The sequence below is a fragment of the Roseateles sp. genome (assembly GCF_031397715.1).
Lineage (GTDB): Bacteria > Pseudomonadota > Gammaproteobacteria > Burkholderiales > Burkholderiaceae_C > Paucibacter_A.
The window spans coordinates 1-23,757 of the sequence record NZ_JANNMI010000052.1; the positions used below are offsets into that span (position 1 = coordinate 1).

Below are 23,757 nucleotides of genomic sequence, written 5' to 3' on the forward strand. Positions count from 1 at the left end.
ACGACCAGATCCAGACCTACAAGGCGCAGGTGCCCGACCTGTTCCAGTACAACGAGCTGCTGGTGATCTCGGACGGCAGCGAGGCGCGAATGGGCTCGCTGTCGGCCAACGGCGAGCGCTTTCAGCAATGGCGCACCATCAACGGCGTGGACCTGGACCCGCTGGGCCAGTTCAATGAGCTGGAGACGCTGGTGCGCGGTGCGCTGGCACCCGCTTATCTGCTTGATTACTTGCGCTACTTCGTGCTCTTCGAGGACGACGGTGCGTTGATCAAGAAGATTGCCGGTTACCACCAATTCCATGCGGTGCGCTCGGCGATAGAGCATGTGGTGCTGGCCTCGCGCCCTGACAGCGCAGAAAACCTGCGTGGCAAGGGTGGGGTTGTTTGGCATACACAAGGGAGCGGCAAGAGCATCACGATGACTTGCTTTGCGGCACGGGTGATGCAAGAGCCCTTGATGCAGAACCCCACGATTGTGGTGATCACCGACCGCAATGATCTGGACGGGCAGTTGTTCGGCGTGTTTTGCCTTGCACAAGACCTGTTGCGCGAGCAGCCGGCACAGGCAACGACGCGGCAGGAGTTGCGTGCCTTGCTGAGCAAGCGGCCATCGGGCGGCATTGTGTTCGCGACGATCCAGAAGTTCATGCCAGGTGAAGACGAGGACTTCTTCCCGGTGCTGTCGGACCGGCGCAATATCGTTGTGATCGCCGATGAAGCGCACCGCACGCAATACGGTTTTGAGGCGAAGCTGAAGACGGTCAAGGTGAAGCCTGCAGCATCGGCCAAAGGGCTGATTTACTCCGAAGGAATCGCAGCGTCGCCAAATTTGCTGGTTGCCGACAACGAAGCGCAATACCAGACCAAGTACCAGGTCGGCTATGCACAGCACCTGCGCGATGCGCTGCCGCACGCGACCTTTGTGGCCTTTACCGGCACGCCCGTGTCGGCGACCGACCGCGACACCCGGGCGGTGTTTGGCGACTACATCCATGTCTATGACATGCAGCAGGCCAAGGAAGACGGTGCCACCGTGGCCATCTACTACGAGAGCCGGCTGGCCAAGTTGCGCTTGAAGGACGGACAAGAGCTGGCCAGCATCGACGATGAAGTGGACGAGCTGGCCGAGGACGAAGAAGAAAGCGCGCAAGCCAAGCTGAAGAGCCGTTGGGCCGCGCTTGAGAAAGTGGTGGGCTCCGAGCCAAGGGTGGCCAGCGTGGCGGCAGACTTGGTGGCACATTTTGAGGAACGAGAGGCAGCTCAGGCCGGCAAGGCAATGGTGGTGGCGATGAGCCGCGACATCTGTGTGCATCTGTACAACGAGATCGTCAAGCTCAGGCCGGACTGGCATGACGAGGACCCCGAGCGTGGCGCGATCAAGGTAGTGATGACCGGCTCGGCTTCTGACCGCGCCTTGTTGATCCCGCACATCTACAGCGGGCTGGTCAAGAAACGGCTGGAGAAGCGCTTCAAGGATCCGGCCGACGAGTTGAAGCTGGTGATCGTGCGGGACATGTGGTTGACCGGCTTCGACGCTCCTTGCGTACACACGATGTATGTGGACAAGCCGATGAAGGGCCACAACCTGATGCAGGCCATCGCGCGGGTGAACCGGGTCTTCAAGGACAAGCAAGGTGGCTTGGTGGTGGACTACATCGGCATCGGCAGCGAGCTGAAGGCGGCGATGAAGGAGTACTCGGCGGCGCAGGGCCGTGGGCGGCCGACGGTGGACGCGCATGAGGCCTACAGCCTGCTGGCCGAGAAGCTCGACGTGCTGCGGGCGCTGCTGCATGGCTATGACTACAGCGGCTTCTTGACCGGCGGGCATAAGACCTTAGCCGGTGCGGCCAACCATGTGCTGGGCCTGAAGACCGAGAGCAAGCGCGATGGCAAGCAACGTTTTGCCGACGCGGCGCTGGCGATGAGCAAGGCATTCAGCCTTTGCTGCACGCTCGACGAAGCCAAGGCCGTGCGCGAAGAAGTGGCCTTTATGCAGGCGGTCAAAGTCATTCTGACCAAGCGCGAAATCTCGCAGCAGAAGAAAACCGACGAGCAGCGCGAGCAAGCGATACGAACCATCATCAACCAGGCGGTGGTGTCGGACAGCGTGGTCGATATCTTTGATGCGGTCGGTCTGGACAAGCCCAACATCGGCCTGCTGGACGATGAGTTCCTGGCACAGGTCAAAAACATGCCGGAGCGCAACCTGGCGGTGGAGCTGCTGGAGCGGCTGCTGGAGGGCGAAGTGAAGGCGAAGTTCGCGACCAACATCGTGCAGCAAAAGAAGTTCTCGGACATGCTCAGCCAGGTGATCAGCCGCTACCAGAACCGCTCGATTGAGACGGCGCAGGTGATGGAGGAACTGATCGAAATGGCCAAGAAGTTCCGCGAGGCGGCGGGGCGCGGAGAGACGCTAGGGCTGAGCGAGGACGAGCTGCGCTTCTACGATGCGCTGGCCAATAACGAGTCGGCCGTGCGGGAGCTGAGCGACGAAATCCTCAAGAAGATCGCCCACGAGCTGACCGAGAACCTGCGCAAGAACCTGAGCGTGGATTGGTCGGAGCGTGAAAGCGTGCGCGCCAGCCTGCGCTTGATGGTCAAGCGGATTTTGCGCAAGTACAAATACCCGCCGGACTTGCAGGATGCGGCGGTGGAGCTGGTGTTGCAGCAGGCCCAGGCCTTGGGAGAAAGCTGGAGCTAAAGCTAGAGCCAAAGCCAGCAAATGGGCGGGTGTCGCCACCCGCCCACCTAGACCGTCACTTGATCGGCTTGAAACGCATCCGCTTCGGCCGCGCGCCCTCTTCACCCAAACGCTTCTTCTTGTCGGCTTCGTACTCGTGGAAGTTACCGTCGAAGAAGAACCACTGCGAATTGCCTTCGCAAGCCAGGATGTGGGTGCAGATGCGGTCCAGGAACCAGCGATCGTGCGAGATCACCATCGCCGAGCCGGCGAATTCCAGCAGCGCCTCTTCCAGCGCGCGCAAGGTTTCGACGTCCAAGTCGTTCGACGGTTCATCCAGCATCAAGACGTTGCCGCCCTGCGCCAGCGTCTTGGCCAAGTGCAGGCGGCCGCGCTCACCACCCGACAAGCTGCCGACCAGCTTTTGCTGGTCATTGCCCTTGAAGTTGAAGCGACCCAGATAGGCGCGACTCGGCATCACGAACTTGCCCACCGTGATGTTGTCCAGGCCGCCCGAGACGTCTTGCCAGACGGTCTTCTCGGCGTCCAGGCTCTCGCGGCTCTGGTCGACGAAGGCCATGCGCGCGGTCTTGCCGATCTTGACCGTGCCACTGTCCGGCGTCTCGGTGCCCTGCAACATGCGGAACAGCGTCGATTTACCGGCACCGTTCGGGCCGATGATGCCGACAATCGCGCCCGCCGGCACCTTGAAGGACAGGTTGTCGATCAAGACGCGGTCGCCGAAGCTCTTGCTCACGTTCTCGAACTCGATCACTTCATTGCCCAGGCGCTCGGCGACCGGGATGAAGATTTCGTTCGTCACATTGCGCTGTTGGTACTCGACGTCACTCAATTCCTCGAAGCGAGCCATCCGCGCCTTGCTCTTGGCCTGGCGGCCCTTGGCGTTGGAGCGCACCCACTTCAGCTCTTCCTTCATCGCCTTGGCGCGAGCGTCCTCGGACTTCTGCTCGCCCTCCAGGCGCTTTTCTTTCTGCTCCAGCCAGTCGGAGTAGTTGCCCTTCCAAGGAATGCCGTGGCCACGGTCCAGCTCCAAGATCCACTCGGCGGCGTTGTCGAGGAAGTAGCGATCGTGGGTGATCGCGACGACGGTGCCGGGGAAGCGCTGCAGGAACTGCTCCAGCCACTCGACCGATTCGGCGTCCAAGTGATTGGTTGGCTCGTCGAGCAGCAACATATCGGGCTTGCTCAGCAGCAAACGGCACAGCGCCACGCGGCGCTTTTCGCCACCGGACAGCACATTGATTTGCGCGTCCCACGGCGGCAGATTCAATGCGTCAGCGGCCAATTCAAGCTGCAGATCGGTGTTTTCGGAGCCGGCAGCGGCGATGACGGACTCCAGCTCGCCCTGCTCGGCGGCCAGGGCGTCAAAGTCGGCGTCTTCTTCGGCATAGGCGGCATAGACCTCGTCGAGCCGCTTCTTGGCGGCCAAGACGCCGCCGATGCCCTCTTCGACCGCTTCGCGCACGGTCTGGGTTTCGTTCAGCTTGGGCTCCTGCTCCAGGTAGCCGATCTTGATGCCGGGCATCGCGATCGCTTCGCCGTCGTACTCCTTGTCCACCCCGGCCATGATCTTCAGGATGGTCGACTTGCCCGAGCCGTTCACACCCAGCACGCCGATCTTGGCGCCGGGGAAGAAGGAGAGCGAGATGTCCTTGAGAATGTGGCGTTTTGGGGGAACCGTCTTGTTGACGCGGTTCATGGAAAAGACGTATTGCGCCATAGCGGGAAGTTCCTGTCCTGGATGATTCGGTGAAAAGCTGGGTGCGCTGCTCAGCCATCGGCTGAACGCGAAGCGTGCGATTGTCGCAGCTTCAAGCCGAGCACCCGAACCGCCGCCGTCACAAGTTCACGCTCGCCGGCTTCAATCGCCCCTACAGTTCGGGGTTTCCCCGGGGGCCGGCTATACTGCAGCCCAACGCCGCGGCTACCAGTCTTCCGCGGCGTTTGCTTTTTTTTGACACCTTGTGCGCCTCCTATCGCAGGCTCGAAGACTGGCGTTGCACATCCTGCAGCGCGGCCCAGCAACCGAAGATGCGTGCTCACCAAAAAATCAATGAGCTTTGAATCTCTGGGCCTTGCCCTGCCTTTGCTGAAGGCTATCGCCGACGCCGGCTATACCACCCCTACCCCCATCCAAGCCCAGGCCATTCCGGCCGTCATGCAGGGCGGCGACCTGCTCGCAGGCGCCCAGACCGGCACCGGCAAGACAGCAGGCTTCACCCTGCCGATGCTGCACCGCTTGAGCACCGGCGAGCCCGTGCTCAATAAGCGCGGCAAGCCCGCCATCCGCGCCCTGGTGCTGACCCCGACCCGTGAGCTGGCCGCCCAGGTCGAGGAAAGCGTCAAGACCTATGGCAAATACCTGCCGCTGAAGAGCATGGTGATGTTCGGCGGCGTCGGCATGCAGCCGCAGATCAACCGCCTGCGCGACGGCGTCGACATCCTCGTCGCCACACCCGGCCGCCTGCTCGACCACGCCCAGCAAGGCACCTTGGATTTGAGCCAGGTGCAGATCTTGGTGCTGGACGAAGCCGACCGCATGTTGGACATGGGCTTTGTGCACGACATCAAGAAGGTGCTGGCAATGTTGCCGGCCAAGAAGCAGTCGCTGTTGTTCAGCGCCACCTTCAGCGACGACATCAAGAACCTGGCCGACCGCCTGCTGAATGCCCCCGCGCTGATCGAAGTGGCGCGCCGCAACCAGACCAATGAGTCGATCGCGCAAAAGGTCCACCCGGTTGGCCGCGAGCGCAAGAAAGAGCTGCTCGCCCATCTGATCAAGACCGGCAATTGGCAGCAGGTGCTGGTGTTCACCCGCATGAAGCATGGCGCCAACCGCCTGACCGATTACTTGAACGACCAGGGCATCAGCGCCATGGCCATCCACGGCAACAAGAGCCAGGGTGCCCGCACCAAGGCGCTGGCCGAATTCAAGACCGGTGATCTGCAAGTGCTGGTGGCGACCGATATCGCCGCCCGCGGTATCGACATCGATCAGCTGCCCCACGTCGTCAACTTCGAGTTGCCCAATGTGTCGGAAGACTATGTGCACCGCATCGGCCGCACCGGCCGTGCCGGCGCCCTGGGCGAAGCGGTGTCGCTGGTCTGCGTGGACGAGAACGGCTTCCTGCGTGAGATCGAGAAGCTGATCAAGCGCGAGATCCCCAAGGAAATCGTGCCCGGCTTCGCACCCGATCCGAGCGAGCGCGCCGAGCCCATCGTGCTGGGTCGGATGATTTTGAACCCGAATGGCAGCCGCTCGACCAGCGGCGGCGGTGGCGGTGGACGTGGCGGCCGCCCGGGTGGTGGCGGTGGCGGCGGTGGCCGTTCGTCGGCGCCGCGTGGTGGCTCCGGCCACGCACCATCGCACGCGCCCCATGGTTCGCGTGATGGCGGCGCGCCGCGTCAGGCGGCTCCGCAAGGGCAACGCCCTGGTGGCGGCGGTGGCGGTGGTCGTCCAAGTGGCGGTGGCGGTGGCGGTGGCGGTGGTGGCGCTGGCCGTGGCGGCAACCCGGGCGCAAGGTCAAGCCCACCCAAGCGCTGAAACAGCAAGGCCAGACTGATGCCAGTCTGGCCTTTTTTTATTCAGCTGAAGTGGCGGCTGGGAAACACCTAGCTGCCATCGACATCATCGCAGCTCACAATGCCGGCTTTGCCAGCTCTGTGAACCCATGCGATGAAACCCTTCCCGCGAAAGCTGCTGATTTGGACGCTGGCCGCCGGCGTCGCCGCGGCCCTGCTGCTGGTCTACCTGCTGCTGCGTCAATTCGAGTTTGAAAAAATCCGGGATGAGTACAAGGAACGCACCGCCGGCGAGTTGATTCGTTATGCCCGGATTCGCTTGATGGGGCATGAGCTGCTGGAGACCGTGATGTTGCCGGCCTTGGCGGCCATCGAGTCAGGCATCGAACGCCCCATCCCCAGCAGCCAAATGCCCAGCCTGAGCAAAGGCCAACAGAGTTTTGGCTTGGCGCCGCCTCGCTTCTTGGCCAAAGGTCAAGCCCAGGCAGAGCCGGCCACGCCGCTGCCCTATGAGACGCCCGGCGGTGTCAACGAAGTACGGGTCACCAGCAGTGCCGAGCTGTTTCGCGCGATGCAAAAAGCGCAGGCCGGCCAAACAATTCTGATTGCGCCGGGTCGCTATGCGATCACCCGCCCCCTGCTGACGGGCGCGGCCGGCGAGGCGCAATTTCCGATCCAGGTGCGCGCCAACAAGCCCGGCACCGTGCGGCTCGAGGTCAGCAGCCCGGTGGGCTTTCGGGTCGCGCATCCTTTTTGGGTGTTCGAGAACTTGAATCTGCGCGGCGTGTGCGAAGAGCAAGCCCATTGCGAGCATGCATTTCATATCGTCGGCTCGGCCCGCAGCAGCGTCTTGCGCAACAACGCCATGGAGGACTTCAACGCCCATGTGCGGGTCAATGGCGAAGGCGAAGGTAAAGACCAGGCCTGGCCCGATGATGGCCTGCTGCAGTTCAATAGCTTCAGCAACAGCCGGCCACGCACCACGCAACGGGTGGTGGCGCCGATCGACCTCGTCGGCGTCAGCCGCTGGCGCGTGCTGGACAACCACATCACCGGCTTCGCCAAGTCGCTGGGCAACCAAACCGCCTACGGGCTGCTGATCCGGGGCGGTGGGCATGGCGGGCGGGTCGAGCGCAATCTGCTGGTGTGCAGCAGCCAGCCCGGATCAAGCCCCGGCATCCGCGTAGGCCTGTCGTTTGGCGGCAGCAGCGGCGACAAGAAACTCTGTCGCGAACAGTGCGGGATCGAGCATTCTGCGGGCCTGGCCAGCAACAACGTGATCGCGCACTGCAATGACTTTGGCATCGACATCAACCAGGCCACTTCCATCCTGCTCGCCCACAACAGCTTGATCAACACCGCCGGCATCGATGTGCGCAGCGCCCAGTCTTCGGCGACCGTCTATGGCAACTTGCTTGACGGCCGCATCCGCGAGCGCGACGGCGCGCGGGCGAATGCGGGCATGAACGAGGTGCACGATCTGCGCCAGCAGCTTCAGAACCCCGACGGCCTGGACCTGCGCTGGCGCCATCGGGTCGACAGCGTGCCCACCCTGCCCATGGTGCTGAACGATTTTTGTGGTCAGGTGCGCGGCGCCAGCAGCCTGCCCGGTGCATTGAAGGGGCCGGTCGCCGACTGCTTCATCAATACCGCAGCCGTCAAAGAACTGCCATAGATCAAGACAGCCCGGCCCGGCATGTGGTCGAATCTGGGCCTCTGCAACCCTGGGCCGCACCATGAAACTCAGCTTCCTCGGCGCTGCCGACTGCGTGACCGGCTCGCGCCATCTGCTCGACCTGGGCGATCAAAAACTGTTGCTCGATTGCGGCATGTTTCAAGGCTACAAGCAGCTGCGCGAGCGCAACTGGGCCGGTCTGGGTGTGGCGGCGTCCAGCATTGATGCGGTGCTGCTCTCGCACGCTCATCTGGACCACAGCGGCTATATCCCCGCGCTGCAGGGCCAAGGGTTCAGGGGCCAGATCTTCTCGACCGGCGCCACGCGCGATCTGTGCGAGGTCTTGCTGCTGGACAGCGCCCATCTGCAGGAGGAAGACGCTCGCCGTGCCAACCGCCAAGGCACGTCCAAGCATGCCAAGGCGCTGCCGCTGTACAGCGTCAATGACACCAAGAAGGCGCTGGCGCATTTCGTCGGTCTGCCGCGTGATGGGCGGCTGAAGCTGGGTCAGGCCGAGATCCGCTTCACGCCGGTTGGTCATTTGCTGGGCGCCTGTGCCATCAGCGTCAAGGCCGAGGGCAAGACCTTGGTCTATTCCGGCGATGTCGGGCGCCACAACGACCTCTTGATGCCGGCGCCGCAGCGCTTGGAGGACGCCGACATTCTGTTGATCGAATCCACCTACGGCAACCGTCTGCACCCGCCCGAGGATGTGCAGGCCAGGCTGGCGCAGATCCTGCGCAACACCTTCAAGCGCGGCGGCTCGGTGCTCTTGCCCAGCTTCGCGGTCGGCCGTGCGCAGGCTCTGCTGTTGGTGCTGCAGCGCCTGCGTGAAGCGGGCGAGTTGGCCCAGGATGTGCCGATCTATCTCGACAGCCCGATGGCACTGCAGGCCACCGAGCTGACGATCAAGCACAAGCGGCTGCTGCGCATCAGCGCCTCCGACGCCGCCGGCCTGTGCGACGGCGTGCGCCTGGTCACCAAGGGCGCGGATTCGCTCAAACTGGCCGCCACCTTGGCCTCGCCGCGCGGCCGCCCGTCCATCGTCATCTCGGCCAGCGGCATGGCCACCGGCGGGCGCGTCTTGAACTACATCGAGACGCTGGCACCGCAAGCCCGCCACCACATCGCCTTCCCCGGCTTCCAGGTGGGCGGCAGCCGTGGCGCCAAGATGGTCGACGGCGCGCGCGAAATCAAGCTGCATGGCAAATACGTGGCGGTCAACGCCGAGATCAGCCATCTGGAAGGCTTCTCCGGCCACGCCGATGCCGACGGCCTGATGGCCTGGCTGCGCGGTTTCAAAAAAGCTCCCAGCCAGGTCTTCGTCGTGCACGGCGAACCGGCAGCCAGCGACGCGCTGCGCAGCCGTATCCAGGATGAACTGGGTTGGGCGGTACGGGTGCCTCAGCACGGCGAGACAGCAGCACTGTGAACCTGCTCGAGAATGCGTTCGGCCAGCATGCCGCGCTGGCCATGGGCCTGCTGGTGGCTTTGGGCTGCGGCCTGCTGATCGGCCTGGAGCGCGAGCGCCACAAAGGGCGCGGCCACCGCGGCGGCCGGGAACTTGAACCGGCCGGGCTGCGCACCTTCACCATTTGCGCGCTGGCCGGCGCGCTGGCGCATGGCATGGCGATCCCCGGCTTGGTAGCGGTGGGCGCCTTGGCCGTCACGGTGCTGGCGGCCATGGCCTACTTCCGCAGCAGCGAGCAAGACCCCGGCCTGACCACCGAGATGGCCTTGCTGGCCACCTATTTGATTGGTGTGCTGTGCGTGCAGGCGCCGCTGCTGGGCGCGCCGGTTGCAGTCGTTCTGACCGCTCTGCTGAGCGCACGCACGGGCCTGCACCGCTTTGCCACGCGGGTGCTGCGCGAGGACGAGTTGCACGACGGCTTGCTGCTGGCCGCTTTTGCGTTGGTGGTTTTGCCCATCATGCCGACCGAACCGCTGCCCTGGTTGGCCGGCATGAAGGCCTATTCGCTGATGGGCTTGTTGTTGCTGCTGCTGGGTCTGCAAACGGTCGGTTATGTGGCGCTGCGACTGCTGGGCGCGCAAGCCGGCTTGGCGCTGTCGGGCCTGCTGTCGGGCCTGGTGTCCAGCACGGCCACCATTGCCACCATGGGCCAGCGCGCCAAGGCCGAGCCGCATTTGCAGCTGGCCTGTGCCGCGGGCGCGGTGATGTCCACCGCCGCCACTTGGCTGCAAGCGACGTTGATGCTGTTTGCGCTGGTGCCCCAGGCCGCGCAGCAGTTCCTGCCGGTGGGCGTGGTGGGCATCTTGGTGGCCGGCACGGCGGGTTTGCTGCTGGCGCGCCAGGCTCGGCAGGGCGTCGGCTCAGCGCCGGCAGCCACCAAGCCCCAACGCGGCGGCCCTTTGCGCTTGAAGGAAGCGGCCGTGATCGCCCTGCTGCTCAGCGCCGTCGCGGTCTTGGTCAGCTGGGCCGAAAAAGAGTTCGGCAGCTCAGGGCTGTTTGCCGCCGTGATGCTGGCGGGCCTGGTGGACGCGCATTCGCCGGTGGCCTCGCTCGCCGGTCTGACCCAGGCGGGGCAAATCGATGCGGCCCTGATGTGCAAGGGGGTGCTGGCCGCCATCGCCAGCAATAGTGTGACCCGGGCGGCCACCGCCTGGTTCACCGGCGGGCGCCGATTTGCCATCATCGTCGGCGGCGTTTTGCTGGTCAGCTGGCTGCTGGCGGCCGGCTTGTTGTGGGTCATACTGCTGACCCAAACATGAAGAAGATGCAGCCGCCCCTTAGCCTCGCCCAGACTGATTTCAGCAACCCAGCAGACCCGTCAGCCGCGGCTTACGGCGACGTTCATCACAGCCGCGCCGGGGCGCTTGAGCAGGCCCGCCATGTCTTCCTGCGGGGCAATGATTTGCCGGCTCGCTGGCAGGGCCGCGACGAATTCACCGTGCTGGAAACCGGCTTCGGGCTGGGCCATAACTTTCTCGCCACTTGGGGCTCCTGGGCCGCCGACCCGGCGCGCAGCCAACGGCTGATTTTCATCAGCATCGAGAAGCATCCGCTGAGCGAGCAGGATTTACAGCAAGCCCAGCTGAACTCGGAGTTGCCCGAGTTGGCCGCCCAGCTCTGCCAAGCTTGGCCGCCGCTGACGCCCAATTTACACAGACTGGTGTTCGCGAGCGGGCGGGTTCAGCTGCTGCTCTGCCTGGGCGACGTTCACCACTGGCTGCGCGAGTTGGTGGCCGAGGTCGACGCGTTTTACCTGGACGGCTTCAACCCGGAGCAGAACCCAGCCATGTGGGACCGCCACCTGCTGAAGGGCCTCGCGCGCCTCGCCGCACCCGGCGCCAGCGCAGCGTCCTGGAGCGTGGCGCCGCCGCTATGCGCGGGCCTGGCGGCGGCCGGCTTCACGGTGGAGCGCCAGCGCGGCTTCGCCAACAAGGGCGGCATGTGTGTAGCCCGCTTCACGCCCCGGCATGAGATCCAGAAACCCTTGGCTCGCCAAGCTCTGGCGCCCGGTGCGCGCGAGGCCCTGATCATCGGCGCCGGCTTGGCCGGTGCCGCTTGCGCCTGGGCGCTGGCCGAGCGCGGTATTGCCAGCACGGTCATCGATGCGCACAGCGGCCCGGCTGGTGGCGCCTCAGGCAACCCCGGCGGCCTGTTCCACGGCACCTTGAATCCCGACGACGGTCTGCATGCGCGCTTCAACCGGGCATGCGCCTTGGAAACCGAACGAGTGCTAAAAAATTTACCGGCCTTGCCCTGGCGCCAACAGGGCCTACTGCGGATCGAGACCACACGCAGCTTGGCGCAGATGCAGGCCTTGATAGCGCGCCTGGGTTTGCCGCCCGACTATGTGCAGGCCTTGGGCTGCGCCGAGGCCGACGCCCGCAGCGGGCTGCAACTGGGTCAGCCGGCCTGGTTTTACCCCGGCGGCGGCGCCTTGCCGCCGGGCGCCTATGTGGAGGCCTTGCTCCAAGCCAGCGCGGCCCGGCAACTGTTCGGACGCGCCGTTATTCGCCTGAGCCGCAGTGAGCAAGCCTGGCAGGCCTGGGATGAAAAATGCGACCTGATCGGTGAAGCCACTATCCTGGTTATCGCCGGTGGCCAGCGCGGTCAGGGCCTGTTGCAAAGCCTGAGCCCGGGCCTGCCCTTGATGGTGCAGCGGGGTCAGCTCAGTCATATGGAGGCAGTCGCTTCAAGACCCGCGTTGCCAGTGGCTGGCCTGGGCTATGCGATTGCCGATCAGGCCGACGGCCTGTGGTGCGGGGCGACCAGCCAGGACGACGATCTGCGGCCCGAGCTGTTGCAGGCCGACCATCAGCACAATCTGGCCCAGTTCGCGCGGCTGGCGAATCTGAGCCCGGCCGAGGCGGCGCAGATGCGGCCTAGCGGCGGTCGAGTCGGTTGGCGCCTGGCGACGCCGGACCGGCTGCCCCTGGTCGGCGGTCTGCCTTGCCTGGACGCGCAAGGCCGGCCACAGCTGGCCGAGCAACTGCGCTTCATCGCCCGCCAGCCAGGCTTGGCCGTATGCATGGGCCTGGGTTCGCGCGGCATTGGCTGGGCAGCGCTCTGTGCGCAGGTGGTGGCGGCGCAAGTCACCGGCGGACCCTGCCCGCTCGAAGCCAGCTTGCTGGACGCGATCGACCCGGGCCGCTTCGCCCTGCGCGCGCAGCAGCGCCGACCCCTTATTTGAAACTCAGGGTCTTGACGCCCTCGGCAGTGCCCAGCAAACAGACATCGGCCCGGTTGCGGGCAAACACACCCACCGTCAGCACACCCGGCCATTGATTGACATCGGCCTCGAAGGCCAGTGGATCGCGGATCTGCAGGCCGGTCACGTCGAGGATCTGACAGCCGTTGTCGGTGACCACACCGGCGCGCAAGGTCGCCACGCCGCCGATCGCCGCAAAGCGACGCACGATCTGGGCGGCTGCCATTGGGATCACCTCAACCGGCAGCGGGAACTTGCCCAGCACATCGACCAGCTTGGATGCATCGGCGATGCAGACAAAGCGCTGGGCCAGGTCGGCGACGATCTTCTCGCGCGTCAGCGCCGCGCCGCCGCCCTTGATCATGTGGCCAGCATGGTCGATCTCATCGGCGCCGTCGATATAGACGCCCAGGCCATCGACCTCGGCGGCGTCCAACACCGGAATGCCCAGGGCCTGCATGCGCTCGGTCGAACGCAGCGAGCTGGACACCGCGCCGGCGATCTGGATGCCGCTGGCGGCCAGCGCGTCAATGAATTTGTCGACGGTCGAGCCGGTGCCGACACCGACGATGCTGCCCGCCTCGACATAGCGAAGTGCGGCTTGGCCGACCAGGGTCTTGAGTTCGTCTTGAGTCATGCTGTTGGGGCCATCAGGCTGAATGGGCAAGGGCAGGATTATCGGCCAAGCCCATTGATTGATTTTCGCGCAACAACTGGTTGCATTTACAGCTGTACACATATACAGTTAAATCACTTCGACGAATTGACCAGGAGTGACGGTGATGAGGACGACGATCAAACAAGGCGGCTGGCTGACCCAGCTGATGAATTGGGGCCAGGACCCGCAGGCTTGGATTTCGATGCTGGCGGTGGTGACCCTGCTGGGCCTGGCCAGTGGCACGTTCGATGCGGCGGACAGCCGATCGGCCGACAAGCTGGCACAGGTCGATGCCAGCACTCCGGCGGACGAAAAAGTCGCCAGCCTGGATGCCGGAAAGCTCTGAATTAGTGGATTTCAGGCCGCGTAAAACTTGCCGTGAAAGCCATAGGTGACCGAATACGGCAGCCAGACCTTGGCCAAGGGCCCGGCACTGAGCGCTTGTGCGTCAAAGACCGAGGCAAACGAGCACCGTGCTTTGCTGTCGTAGCAAAGACCCAAAAGCCAGCCCTCGCCCTCTTTGCTGCTGCCCGGCTTGGGCACCAGCACATGCTCTTCCACCACCACATCGTTGCCGAACGAGAAACGCTCGCGGCGGCCGGATTCGAGGTCCAGATGCATCAAGCCGTTATAGCCCCAGCGCTCGCCGATATCGATCGCGGTCGGGTAGTAAACATGGCGGTAGCGCTGCGCCACCATTCGCGGATCCACCACCGGGAACTCGACCGATTCATCGCGCGTCTGCAGTTCGATATGGCCTTGGCTCGCACCAGCTGAGCCGCTTGCACCCAAGGTGATGCGCATAAAGCGCGGTGTCGACGGTTGATGCGACGGGCGCACTCCCGTCATGATCTGACGCAGCTCGGCGTTGACCGCCGGCAGGGGCCGCGCCTGCACATAGTCAAGATGAATCTGCCGGCCATCGTCCCAGGCATTGCCGAAGTGGAACACCATCGCCGCCGGCATTTCCAGCACCCAGCGGCGCGTGAAATCGGCCTTGTCGAGCACCAGCACGCGGGTCGCCTCCTGACCCAACCAACGCATCGCGCCTAGCATGCTGGCGCCACCGCGCAAGGCCTGCATGTCCATGCTGATCGGCGAGAGCAAGAACACCAAGTAGCGCTGCGAGACCACGAAGTCATGCACCATCGCGCTATGCCCCGGCGCCGGGAACACCTCGCTGCGCAAGACCTGACCCTGAGCCGAGATCTGATAGACCACCATCTGCCCCGCCTGGGTGCCGAAGTTCCAGACCGTGCCGTCGGCCTCGACCTTGGGGTGGGCCGAGAACGGCATGCCGGCCAGCCCATCCGACCAGACGCGCGGGCCCTTGGCTGCAAGGCTGACCGGGTCCAACTCATAGGCGCTGCCGCCTTCCCACAGCGCGTAGAGCCGGCCGTCGGCCATCTTCAACACGCTGGTGTTGGCGGTGTTGACGTCGTCGGCGGCACGCACCGGCAAACGGGAGGCGGGGTCAGGGAAGCTGGTGCCAAAACCGGGCAGCAAGAAGCGCCCCGCCTTGGTCTCGGCCCGGAACTTCTTGGTCTGCACAAAGCGCGCCTTGTGCTGCACGCCGTCGGCGCCAAAGGTCCAGGCCTGCACCAAGCCGTCGCCGTCAAACCAATGCTGATAGCGCTCGCCGCCTCGCGCCATCAGGCCGGGACCATTGCGGAAGTAAACGCCGCGCAGCCCCGCCGGCAAGCGCCCTTCGACGCGCAGATCGCGGGCGTCCAGCGCCTCGCTGCCGTTGAAGCCTTGCAGAGGCGCCAGCTCGGGCGCGGCGGAAGCAAAACCGGCTGCGGGCAGGCCCGAAGCCAGCGCTTCTTGCAGCATGCCAAGGCTGCAGATGCCGGCCAGGCCGGTCTTGAGAAGATCGCGTCTTTGCATCATGACCGCGCTCCTTTTGCTCAGTTCAGCTGCACGCTTACGCGGGCGCCGGCCTTGACCTCGAACTGCGCTTTCTCGAACTTGGGCGGGCCGAACACGCCGGCCGCATTGTTCGAGAAGCCGTAGGGTTCCTTGGGGCTACCCATCGCATTGCTGTCCAGCTTGCCATTGCCGTTGACATCATGAAACACGCTCAGGCCCACGCTGCCCTCGGGCAGATCCTGCAGCTTGATCAGCACGCGGCCGTCCTTTTGCTGGTTGGCCTCGACCGAGGCGCCACCGCTGCCTTTTTTCAACCAAGTGCCGGCGTCGCTGAATACGCCGACCATCACCCGACCCTCGCTCTGCGTCAGCCCGCTGACCTCGACCTCCATGTCGATCGCCTGAGCCGGCGCGGCCAGGGCAGCACTCAGCAGTGCGGCACAAATCAGAATGGTTTTCATGCGGAGTCCTTGAGAGCAGTGAAAGTGACTGAACTCTAAGGAGGGTCTCCGGCGCCAGACAGCGACTTGCGACGGAGGGCCAGCCAGCGGCGCCAACCGCACCCGGCCGACGCCAACGGCTATGCCCAATCAGCCCCGGCGCTTGCGCACCGCCGCCGCCAGCTCGCGCAGCAGCGGCTCGGTCTGGCTCCAGCCCAGGCAGGCATCGGTGATGGACACGCCCGGTTTGAGGTCGGCCTTGCTCTGCCCCGGGGCCAGGTCTTGCCTGCCGGCGTGCAGATGCGACTCGATCATCACGCCGGTGATGCGCGTATCGCCGCCAGCGATTTGTGCAGCCACGTCCTGGCCGACATCAATCTGGCGTTCGTACTTTTTGCTCGAATTGGCATGCGAGAAGTCCACCATCACCTGCTCACGCAGACCCGCCGCGCGCATCGCCTCACAAGCCGCCGCGACTGAAGGCCCGTCATAGTTGGGCGCCTTGCCGCCGCGCAGGATGATGTGGCAGTCCTGATTGCCGCGGGTTTCGAAAATTGCCGCCGCACCCATCTTGGTCATGCCGATAAAGGCATGCGGCGCGCTGGCGGCCAACACCGCGTCCGAGGCGACCTTGATGCCGCCGTCGGTGCCGTTCTTGAAACCGACCGGACAGCTCAGGCCCGAGGCCAGTTGGCGGTGGCTCTGGCTCTCGGTCGTGCGCGCGCCGATTGCGCCCCAGGCGATCAGATCGCTGATGTATTGCGGCGACAGCAGATCCAAAAATTCGGTGCCGGCCGGCAGGCCCAAAGCGGTCACGTCCAACAGCAGCCGGCGCGCCAGCCGCAGGCCTTCGTTCATGTGGAAGCTGCCGTCCAGACGCGGATCATTGATATAACCCTTCCAGCCCACCGTCGTGCGCGGCTTCTCGAAATAGACCCGCATCACAATCAATAGCTCTTGGCTCAGCTCCTCGTTCAGGCCCTTCAGCAGCCGCGCGTAATCCATCGCCTGCTCGTGATCATGGATGGAGCAAGGGCCGACGACCACCAGCAAGCGGTCATCGCGGCCGTGCAAGACCGCGCTGATGTCCTGGCGCGCTTTCTCCACCAGCTCCAGCGACGCGTCGGGCAGCGGCAACTCATCCAGCAGCAGCGCCGGCGAGATCAGCGGCCGCACCGCGCCGATGCGGGTGTCGTCGGTGCGGGTGGTATCGCGGGTCTCGTCGCGCGAACCAATTTCGCGGTCCTGGGCGGGGTTATCTAGAGATTTCATCGTCAGAGCTTCCTTCAGTTGCTCCGATTATCTACGCCGGGATTCGAGGGCCGCTCAGCCAAGGCGATGCGACAATTCAAAGCATGCCTCTGATTCCTTATGCCCTCACCCGCCCCTTCCTGTTCGGCCTCGACCCCGAGCATGCGCATGAACTGACACTCGGCGCCATCGCCAAGCTGCAAAACACGCCGGCGCAATGCCTGTGGTCGCAAACCCGGGTGCAAGACCCGCTGGTTTTGGCCGGCCTGAAGTTCCCCAATCGCATCGGCCTGGCCGCCGGCCTGGACAAAAACGGCCGCTGCATCGACGGCCTCGGCGCCATGGGTTTTGGTTTCATCGAGGTCGGCACCGTCACGCCCAAGGGCCAGCCCGGCAACGCCTTGCCGCGCATGTTTCGCCTGCCCCAAGCCGACGCCTTGATCAACCGCCTGGGCTTCAATAACGAAGGTCTGGCGAGCTTTCTGGCCAATGTGCAGCGGGCGCGCAGCTTTCGCGCCAGCGGCGGCCTGATCGGCCTGAACATTGGCAAGAACGCCGCCACGCCGATTGAGAACGCGGCCGACGACTATTTGATCGGGCTGGAAGGCGTGTTCCCGCATGCTGACTACATCACCATCAATATCTCCAGCCCTAACACCAAAAACCTGCGGGCTTTGCAAAGCGACGCAGCGCTCGACGCCCTGCTCTCCACCTTGCAGGAAAAGAAACTCAAACTCGAAGCCGCCGCCGGGCGCAAGGTGCCGATGTTTGTGAAAATCGCGCCCGATCTGGACGAAGCGCAGGTCGCGGTGATCGCACAGACGCTGCAGAACAACGGCATTGACGGCGTCATCGCCACCAACACGACGATTTCGCGCAACGCGGTCAAGGGCCAGCCCCATGCCGAAGAAGTCGGAGGCTTGTCGGGCCGGCCGGTGTTTGAAGCCAGCAACCGGGTGATACGCCTGCTGCGCTCGGCCTTGGGCAATAACTACCCCATCATCGGCGTTGGCGGCGTGCTGAGTGGCGCCGACGCCCGCACCAAGCTGCAGGCCGGCGCCGACGTAGTACAGCTCTACACCGGCCTGATCTACAAAGGTCCGGCCCTGGTCAGCGAATGCGCGGCCGCAATGGCCCGCGTTTGAGCATCAAGCGATGGGCATCGAGATCGAACGCAAATTCTTGGTCGTGGGCGAAGCCTGGAAGCAAGGCGATGGTGAGCTCATCAGCCAAGGCTATCTGAGCCGTGACCCGGCCCGCACGGTGCGGGTGCGTGTCACGGGCGACGCCGCCTGGCTGACCATCAAGGGCCAGAGCGTCGGCGCCAGCCGGGCAGAGTACGAATATGCGATTCCGCTCGCCGATGCGCAGCAACTACTGATGCTGTGTGAAGGCCCGCGGGTCGAGAAAATTCGCCGCCTCGTGCCCTATGCGGGTATGACTTGGGAGGTCGACGAGTTCCTCGGTGACAACGCGGGTCTGGTGGTGGCCGAGCTTGAATTGAGCTCGGCTGAACAGCGCTTCGAGGTGCCGCCTTGGGTCGGCCCCGAAGTCACCGAAGAGACGCGTTACTTCAACTCACAGCTGGCAGCTCGGCCGTTCACGACTTGGTAGGCGTCGGGACAGGACAGCCCGCGAAAGGACAGCTCGCAAAAGGAAAGGGCCTAGAAGCATTCGCTTCTAGGCCCTCGATTTACTTGGGGTGGCTGATGGGGCTCGAACCCACGACAACAGGAATCACAATCCTGGACTCTACCAACTGAGCTACAACCACCGCAGAGCTTTAGATTATAGAACGAATTCCTTGCTCAAATCAAGCACTTAAACAAACAAACTAAATAAGGTACAAAGCTTCGGCTCCAAAGCTTTGTACATATTCCTGTCGTCTGACCTCAACGCTTGGCGCTGACTCCTAGCGCGTCGCGGTTGAGGCCGCCGGCGCTGCGGCTTTCAAAGCCACCTTGAAGCGAGTCTTCATCGCCTCAAAGAACGCATCGGACTCGGCCGCATTCCAGGCTTGCGCATACTGTTGAGCAGCGCGCTTCGCGTCGATCACGGCCGGGTCACGCGGCAACACCTTGGACAAGCTGGCAACCACAAACACGCCCTCGCCTGCATCCAGCCCAACAAACGCAGGCAGCTTGCTGGCGTCGACGGCAAGAATGCCGTCCAAGACCTTGCGCGGCAGATCCCGCGGCAGCGCCCGGGACACCACCAGCGGTGCACTCATGCCGGCAAGGTCGCCGTCTTTCTTCAAGGCCGCTAGGCGGGCTTCACCGGCTTTGATCGCCTCGGCGCTCGCCAGCTTGCGAACCAACTGCGCGCGTACCTGCGGCTTCACATCGGCCAGTGGCTGCAGATGCGATGGGTTGTGTTGCGCGACCCGCGCCGCCACCAATTGATTCGGGCCAGTTTCGACCGCCTCGGTATTGCGCTTGTTGCGCAGCGCTTCGTTGCCGAACACGGCATCAAGCAATTTAGCCGAAGCCAATGGGCCGGCCGCGCCGGGCGCCGGATTGCGCTGCACCGTCGCGCTTGAAATGGCAAGCTTGAACTTGTCAGCGGCGGGCTGAAGGCTGTCGGACTGCTCATAGACCATATTGCTGAACTGCTCGGCCATTTCGGAATAGCGCTTTTGTGCCAACTGCTTGCGCACATCGGCCTCAATCTCGCCCCGCACGGACTCGAAACTCTTCTTGTCGCCACCGCGTATGCCGGTCAGCTGGATCAAGTGGAAGCCGAAGTCGGATTCAACGATATTGCTGATCTCGCCTTGCTTCAAGGCGTAAGCCGCATCTTCAAACGGTTTGACCATGGCGCCACGGCCAAAAAAGTCGAGGTCGCCACCGTTCGGGGCCGAGCCTTCGTCTTGCGAATTCTTCTTCGCCAACTCCGCAAACACCGCCGGCGTCTTGCGGACCTGGGCCAACAACGCCTCTGCTTGAGCCTTGGCCTTGGCGCGCTCAGCGGCCGTTGCGCCCTTCTCGGCCTTGATCAAAATATGGCTGGCGCGCCGTTCTTCGGCGACCGAAAAGCGTGCGGCGTTTTCTTCGAAATACTTGCGCAGCTCGTCTTCATTGACGGTCACGCCGGCCTTCAAGGCTTCCAGGTCCAAGACCAGGTATTGAATCTGCGCGCTTTCAGCCATTTGGAACTGCACGGCATTGACCGGGTCTTTGTAGAAGGCCTCGATTTGCGCATCACTGGGTTCGATCCGGGCGGCAAAATCTTTTGCATCAAAACGTTGCAGCCGCACTTCACGTTGCTGCAGCAAGGCGTCGAAGGCCACGGCGGCGTTCACCTCAGCGGCTACCGTCGTGCCGGTCACGCCGGCAGACACCTGGCGCAGCGTCAGATCCTGGCGCAAACGCTCAACAAACATTTGCGAACTCATGCCTTGTGCAGCGATCAGGCTCTTGTTGAGCGACCCGTCAGCATTGCGCAGGAAGGCGAACTGCGGGTCGTTCAAAAACATCGCCTGCAAACGCTCGTCGGAGATCACCAAGTGCTGCTTCTCGGCGGCCGCCTGCATCACGCGCTCGCGCACCAGACCGTCCAGCGACTCGCTTCTCACCTCGGGCGAGTCGAGTAGCTTGGCGTCCAGATTGGGCATCTGGCGGCGCATGCGCTCGACCTGATCGCGGTGCGCAACCTCGGCCTCGGCCTGCGTGATCTTGCGGCCGTCCACGGTCGCAACGCCGACGTTCGCATCACTCATGAAACTGGAATAACCCTCCAAACCAACCAGAACAAAGGCCGGCAAGATCAGAATCAGCAAAATGAACTGAAACAAGCGCGTGTGCTTACGGACAAATTCAAACATCAGTCAAAACCTCAAACATGCAGACTGCAGACACGACAAAGGCGAACCGGGGTTCGCCTTTGCGGGGGATGGCACTTCAGCCACAGCCCACGCCCAGATCCAATCTGGGCCAAGGGCATTTTGGTGGGTGCTGACGGGCTCGAACCGCCGACCTGCGCCGTGTAAAGGCGGGCCATGCACTTACCGAATCCCAGCAAACCACCACCCATACAGTGAACAAAGGACCCCTTTTGTGCAATTTGCATGCAACAGCACACAGGGGCAGGATAAAATTTGCACTTACGGTGCACTTAAGTACCGCAGACAATCAACACACAAAAACGAAACCGGAACCTGTTGAAGCAGTTTCCGGTCTCTGACTCCAAACCGATCAAGCGAGGATCGATATGCAAGCTGCCGCGCATTCTACATTCAGTGAATTACCCCAGCAGGGGCTAGAAAACCCGGATGAAGCGACGCCCTCCCTGGGCCCTATCGACAAGGTAATTCGCTCCAGCATCGCCAAGACGGCCGCCGCCAAAGATAAGCCTGCCAAACCCTACGAGGTGCGCGCTGACAAGCCTATGGGCCTGCTCTTGCGTGTCCAACCTAGCGGCGTAAGAACCTACTATGTCCAGATCGGCCGAGGCCAGCGCCTTAGGATTGGGCAGGCCGGCACGATCACGCTGAAGCAGGCCGAGGAACGCGCCAAGAAAATCATTCTCGACCCCAGCGCCTTCGAAAAGAAAAGCACGACCGGCGTCACCCTGGGTGAGTACATCGACGACCACTACAGCGACCACGCCATGGCCAGGCTGAAGAACGGCGCCAAATCTGTGGCAAGAGTCAAGGCGCTTTGGAAGCCGCTTCTCAAGAAGCGATTGACCGACATTACAGCCGTCGAAGTGGATCGACTCAGGAACAAGCGAATCATCAGCGGCGTGGCGCCAGCCACAGTGAACCGGGATGTTTCGGCTCTATCCGGCGTCTTGAGGCATTGGGTCACCAACACCAAGGGCAATACCCACCCCTTGGCGGGCCTGGAGGCCCTGGACGTAGCCGACGATGAGACGATCCGCTATCTGAGCCCCGAGGAGGCCAAAGGGCTGCGACAAGCCCTTGCTGAGCGGGACACCGAAGCGGCACAGGCGAGGGATAGAGCAAACCAGCACCGCACCGAACGCGGCTATGAACTGCTGCCCAAAATCACCGACTATTGCGACCACATCACGCCGATGGTGCTGCTATCGCTCAACACAGGCATGCGCCAGGGTGAACTATTTTCCTTGGCCTGGGAGTCGGTCGACCTGCGATTAAAGACCATCACCGTGCTGGCCAGCCATAGCAAAGGCAACACCACACGCATGATCCCTTTGAATGCCGAGGCGTTGGCTTTGCTGACCTGCATCAAACCGGCGCAGGCCACCGGACTGGTGTTCAAGTCCCCAATCAGTGGCGGCAAGTTCGACAACGTTAAAAAGGCCTGGGCCGAAGTGACGAAAGCCGCCGAGCTGCCAGATTTACGGTGGCACGACCTTCGGCACGACTTCGCCAGCCAACTGGTGATGAAAGGTGCACCGCTTTTCACAGTGCAAAAGCTACTTGGTCACGCCAATTCAAGGATGACCCAGCGCTATGCAAAGCTGGCGCCTGGTGCACTCGCCGATGCGGTCGAACTCCTGGGGGCGGCATGAAACCGAACCTTGGTGCAGCGTTGGCCGAAGCCGACAAATCTTTTTCAAAAACGGGCAATACCCTTGAGGCGCTAAGTTGGGTCGCATTGGCTGCAAAGACCGGTGAGCCGATCCCACCAGCTATTGGCAAGTGGCTGCATTCAGCCATCACCGCCTATCGGATCGACCAGACCCCAACTCTGGACGCGGCGCTTGGCCTCAATGACGCTGGCGCCGCAAATCCAAAGCGGCGACTAAGGCAAGACTGCGGGCTTCAAGCGGATCTTGGACGAATGATGATTCTGCACATGATCGGCGCAACGATTCCTCAAGCTGCCGCAATGGCGGCGCGAACTTCGAGCGAAATGTACTCAGCGAGTACCCTTGAGGGCCGATTTCGCCGCAGCGGCCTTGGTATCGCAGCCAGGCAAGACAGATCAACGGCCCTTGCGCATTGGCATTGGACCGAGATTGAAACCATGCTGGCGGAATACCCAGATCATGGGATAGAAATTGCGGAAGGCAAGGAATCCATTCGCTCCATGTACGCCAAACATCGCATTTAACGGGCATTCGCAGGCCGGGACCTAACCGGCAAAGTTCACAGCATCAACAACACGCCTGCAACTGCAAGCTTGGAAGGCCAAGCCGAAGTGACGCAAGCGACCGAAAGGTGATGCAGTGGACAAGCAACTCGAACCCTTGGCGCACTCCCCAGACCGCGCAGCCCAACGCCTGGGCATCAGCACGCGCGCCGTCTACACCCATCTTGCAACTGGCGAGCTTCGCAGCTTCAAGGACGGCAAGCGCCGCCTGATTCCAGACACGGAACTGCAAGGCTTTGTCACGCGCAAGATGGCCGAGGCGGCCAATTCGTGAGCCCCTTGGACAAGTTTCTAAACGGCCACGGCAACATGCGCCAATATGGCAGTCGCTACCGTGGCGCCTGTTTGGCTTGCAATGCAAGCAACAAGACCACGCTGTCTATCGCTGAAGGGCAAGACGGCGCTGTGTTGGTTCGCTGCTTCAAAGACGGTTGCGACGCCCAAGCCATCGCTCGTTCGGTCGGCCTTGAATTGCAAGACCTGTTTCCTGAGCGTTTGACTGCACACCACACGCCAGGCCCGCGCCGGCGAGGCATGCTTTCTGCGGCCGAGGCGCTGGGCTTGCTTCGGTTTGAGGCTGAGCTGATCCGCATCGCTGCAGCCAATCTGGCCGCAGGCGTGAGCCTGACGGAACAGGATCGCGCCCGGCTTGGTCAGTGTTGCTCACGGATCGCAAACCTTGAAGCCGAGGTGCACTCATGAGCGCCGAGCACTTCGACGGGTTCACACCCCCACCACGAGACGCCCCGTCTCATGTTGCCGCCAATGACCCCCGCCCCGAGCCCTCCGACCCTGATAAGGCGCCACCTCGAACAGAAGCAAATCATGAGAAACACTCCGACCCCCTCTCGGCATTCAGTCGTTTCATCGTCACCGACGAGCAG

Annotated in this window: 20 protein-coding genes and 1 tRNA gene; 14 read left to right on the forward strand and 7 right to left on the reverse strand. The window is 63.1% G+C overall.

The annotated features are described in order from the left end of the window. The coding region (locus RMO57_RS02440; RefSeq protein WP_310383869.1) for a type I restriction endonuclease subunit R at positions 1-2,702 on the forward strand (2,702 nt) is incomplete at its 5' end. Between the two features lie 55 nt (positions 2,703-2,757). Here RMO57_RS02440 and ettA read toward each other — a convergent pair. Then, positions 2,758-4,422 (reverse strand): energy-dependent translational throttle protein EttA, encoded by a 1,665-nt coding sequence (gene ettA, locus RMO57_RS02445; RefSeq protein WP_310383871.1) that lies wholly within the window; start codon positions 4,420-4,422, stop codon positions 2,758-2,760. Positions 4,423-4,755: 333 nt separating this feature from the next. On the opposite strand from ettA, the gene RMO57_RS02450 reads away from it, so the two are divergent. The 5 genes from RMO57_RS02450 to mnmC all read left to right on the forward strand — a co-directional run bounded on the left by RMO57_RS02450 (position 4,756) and on the right by mnmC (position 12,557). Next, positions 4,756-6,246, forward strand: a complete 1,491-nt coding sequence (locus RMO57_RS02450) for a DEAD/DEAH box helicase (RefSeq protein ID WP_310383873.1) — start codon at positions 4,756-4,758, stop codon at positions 6,244-6,246. Between the two features lie 132 nt (positions 6,247-6,378). Beyond that, a complete protein-coding gene (locus RMO57_RS02455) occupies positions 6,379-7,899 on the forward strand; it encodes a hypothetical protein (RefSeq protein WP_310383875.1) in 1,521 nt (506 codons plus the stop codon). A 61-nt stretch (positions 7,900-7,960) separates the two neighbouring features. After that, complete coding sequence (locus RMO57_RS02460) at positions 7,961-9,331, forward strand: MBL fold metallo-hydrolase (RefSeq protein ID WP_310383877.1); 1,371 nt, start codon at positions 7,961-7,963, stop codon at positions 9,329-9,331. Continuing rightward, positions 9,328-10,629, forward strand: coding sequence for an MgtC/SapB family protein (locus RMO57_RS02465; RefSeq protein WP_310383879.1), 1,302 nt, complete (start codon positions 9,328-9,330; stop codon positions 10,627-10,629). The genes RMO57_RS02460 and RMO57_RS02465 overlap by 4 nt, the downstream gene beginning before the upstream one ends. Before the next feature lie 5 nt (positions 10,630-10,634). Next, on the forward strand, positions 10,635-12,557 hold the full coding sequence (mnmC, locus tag RMO57_RS02470; RefSeq protein ID WP_310383881.1) for an FAD-dependent 5-carboxymethylaminomethyl-2-thiouridine(34) oxidoreductase MnmC: 1,923 nt from the start codon (positions 10,635-10,637) through the stop codon (positions 12,555-12,557). On the opposite strand, the gene rpiA is transcribed toward mnmC, so the two are convergent. Next, positions 12,550-13,212, reverse strand: coding sequence for a ribose-5-phosphate isomerase RpiA (gene rpiA, locus RMO57_RS02475; protein WP_310383883.1), 663 nt, complete (start codon positions 13,210-13,212; stop codon positions 12,550-12,552). The genes mnmC and rpiA overlap by 8 nt on opposite strands. A gap of 145 nt (positions 13,213-13,357) precedes the next feature. On the opposite strand from rpiA, the gene RMO57_RS02480 reads away from it, so the two are divergent. Further along, a complete protein-coding gene (locus RMO57_RS02480) occupies positions 13,358-13,579 on the forward strand; it encodes a hypothetical protein (RefSeq protein ID WP_310383885.1) in 222 nt (73 codons plus the stop codon). An 11-nt stretch (positions 13,580-13,590) separates the two neighbouring features. Here the strand turns inward: RMO57_RS02480 and RMO57_RS02485 are convergent, their stop codons facing one another. The 3 genes from RMO57_RS02485 to RMO57_RS02495 all read right to left on the reverse strand — a co-directional run bounded on the left by RMO57_RS02485 (position 13,591) and on the right by RMO57_RS02495 (position 16,814). Next, the gene (locus tag RMO57_RS02485) at positions 13,591-15,123 is read right to left on the reverse strand and encodes a carotenoid oxygenase family protein (RefSeq protein WP_310383887.1); all 1,533 of its coding nucleotides are present in this window, start codon (positions 15,121-15,123) and stop codon (positions 13,591-13,593) included. 17 nt (positions 15,124-15,140) lie between these two features. Beyond that, positions 15,141-15,563, reverse strand: coding sequence for a DUF2141 domain-containing protein (locus RMO57_RS02490; protein ID WP_310383889.1), 423 nt, complete (start codon positions 15,561-15,563; stop codon positions 15,141-15,143). 129 nt (positions 15,564-15,692) lie between these two features. Further along, entirely contained in the window at positions 15,693-16,814 is a 1,122-nt protein-coding gene (locus tag RMO57_RS02495) for a 3-deoxy-7-phosphoheptulonate synthase (RefSeq protein ID WP_310383891.1), read from the reverse strand. Between the two features lie 83 nt (positions 16,815-16,897). Between RMO57_RS02495 and RMO57_RS02500 the strand changes: the two genes are divergently transcribed. Both RMO57_RS02500 and RMO57_RS02505 read left to right on the forward strand, forming a co-directional pair. Beyond that, positions 16,898-17,938 carry a quinone-dependent dihydroorotate dehydrogenase gene (locus RMO57_RS02500; RefSeq protein WP_310383893.1) on the forward strand — a complete coding sequence of 347 codons (1,041 nt, stop codon included), beginning with the start codon at positions 16,898-16,900 and terminating at the stop codon, positions 17,936-17,938. A 10-nt stretch (positions 17,939-17,948) separates the two neighbouring features. Then, positions 17,949-18,407 (forward strand): CYTH domain-containing protein, encoded by a 459-nt coding sequence (locus RMO57_RS02505; RefSeq protein ID WP_310383895.1) that lies wholly within the window; start codon positions 17,949-17,951, stop codon positions 18,405-18,407. A gap of 84 nt (positions 18,408-18,491) precedes the next feature. Here RMO57_RS02505 and RMO57_RS02510 read toward each other — a convergent pair. Both RMO57_RS02510 and RMO57_RS02515 read right to left on the reverse strand, forming a co-directional pair. Then, positions 18,492-18,567 (reverse strand) — tRNA-His (locus RMO57_RS02510). Between the two features lie 138 nt (positions 18,568-18,705). Beyond that, positions 18,706-20,616: a SurA N-terminal domain-containing protein gene (locus tag RMO57_RS02515; protein ID WP_310383897.1), complete on the reverse strand. Its 1,911-nt coding sequence runs from the start codon at positions 20,614-20,616 to the stop codon at positions 18,706-18,708. A gap of 386 nt (positions 20,617-21,002) precedes the next feature. Between RMO57_RS02515 and RMO57_RS02520 the strand changes: the two genes are divergently transcribed. From RMO57_RS02520 to RMO57_RS02540, 5 genes are all read left to right on the forward strand, one after another. Continuing rightward, complete coding sequence (locus tag RMO57_RS02520; RefSeq protein ID WP_310383899.1) at positions 21,003-22,289, forward strand: site-specific integrase; 1,287 nt, start codon at positions 21,003-21,005, stop codon at positions 22,287-22,289. Then, on the forward strand, positions 22,286-22,834 hold the full coding sequence (locus RMO57_RS02525) for a hypothetical protein (protein WP_310383904.1): 549 nt from the start codon (positions 22,286-22,288) through the stop codon (positions 22,832-22,834). The genes RMO57_RS02520 and RMO57_RS02525 overlap by 4 nt, the downstream gene beginning before the upstream one ends. 115 nt (positions 22,835-22,949) lie before the next feature. Continuing rightward, positions 22,950-23,147, forward strand: coding sequence for an excisionase family DNA-binding protein (locus tag RMO57_RS02530; RefSeq protein ID WP_310383906.1), 198 nt, complete (start codon positions 22,950-22,952; stop codon positions 23,145-23,147). Next, positions 23,144-23,575 (forward strand): hypothetical protein, encoded by a 432-nt coding sequence (locus RMO57_RS02535; RefSeq protein ID WP_310383907.1) that lies wholly within the window; start codon positions 23,144-23,146, stop codon positions 23,573-23,575. Before RMO57_RS02530 ends, RMO57_RS02535 begins: the two co-directional genes overlap by 4 nt. Continuing rightward, a partial coding sequence (locus RMO57_RS02540) for a hypothetical protein (protein ID WP_310383908.1) occupies positions 23,572-23,757 on the forward strand: 186 nt, incomplete at its 3' end. The genes RMO57_RS02535 and RMO57_RS02540, both read left to right, overlap by 4 nt.

Excerpts from the sequence above, each read along its gene's own strand:
- ettA (WP_310383871.1), bottom strand. The coding sequence starts at position 4,422 with ATGGCGCAATACGTCTTTTCCATGAACCGCGTCAACAAGACGGTTCCC.
- RMO57_RS02450 (WP_310383873.1), top strand. The coding sequence starts at position 4,756 with ATGAGCTTTGAATCTCTGGGCCTTGCCCTGCCTTTGCTGAAGGCTATC.
- RMO57_RS02455 (WP_310383875.1), top strand. The coding sequence starts at position 6,379 with ATGAAACCCTTCCCGCGAAAGCTGCTGATTTGGACGCTGGCCGCCGGC.
- RMO57_RS02460 (WP_310383877.1), top strand. The coding sequence starts at position 7,961 with ATGAAACTCAGCTTCCTCGGCGCTGCCGACTGCGTGACCGGCTCGCGC.
- mnmC (WP_310383881.1), top strand. The coding sequence starts at position 10,635 with ATGCAGCCGCCCCTTAGCCTCGCCCAGACTGATTTCAGCAACCCAGCA.
- rpiA (WP_310383883.1), bottom strand. The coding sequence starts at position 13,212 with ATGACTCAAGACGAACTCAAGACCCTGGTCGGCCAAGCCGCACTTCGC.
- RMO57_RS02480 (WP_310383885.1), top strand. The coding sequence starts at position 13,358 with ATGAGGACGACGATCAAACAAGGCGGCTGGCTGACCCAGCTGATGAAT.
- RMO57_RS02485 (WP_310383887.1), bottom strand. The coding sequence starts at position 15,123 with ATGATGCAAAGACGCGATCTTCTCAAGACCGGCCTGGCCGGCATCTGC.
- RMO57_RS02490 (WP_310383889.1), bottom strand. The coding sequence starts at position 15,563 with ATGAAAACCATTCTGATTTGTGCCGCACTGCTGAGTGCTGCCCTGGCC.
- RMO57_RS02495 (WP_310383891.1), bottom strand. The coding sequence starts at position 16,814 with ATGAAATCTCTAGATAACCCCGCCCAGGACCGCGAAATTGGTTCGCGC.
- RMO57_RS02500 (WP_310383893.1), top strand. The coding sequence starts at position 16,898 with ATGCCTCTGATTCCTTATGCCCTCACCCGCCCCTTCCTGTTCGGCCTC.
- RMO57_RS02505 (WP_310383895.1), top strand. The coding sequence starts at position 17,949 with ATGGGCATCGAGATCGAACGCAAATTCTTGGTCGTGGGCGAAGCCTGG.
- RMO57_RS02515 (WP_310383897.1), bottom strand. The coding sequence starts at position 20,616 with ATGTTTGAATTTGTCCGTAAGCACACGCGCTTGTTTCAGTTCATTTTG.
- RMO57_RS02520 (WP_310383899.1), top strand. The coding sequence starts at position 21,003 with ATGCAAGCTGCCGCGCATTCTACATTCAGTGAATTACCCCAGCAGGGG.
- RMO57_RS02525 (WP_310383904.1), top strand. The coding sequence starts at position 22,286 with ATGAAACCGAACCTTGGTGCAGCGTTGGCCGAAGCCGACAAATCTTTT.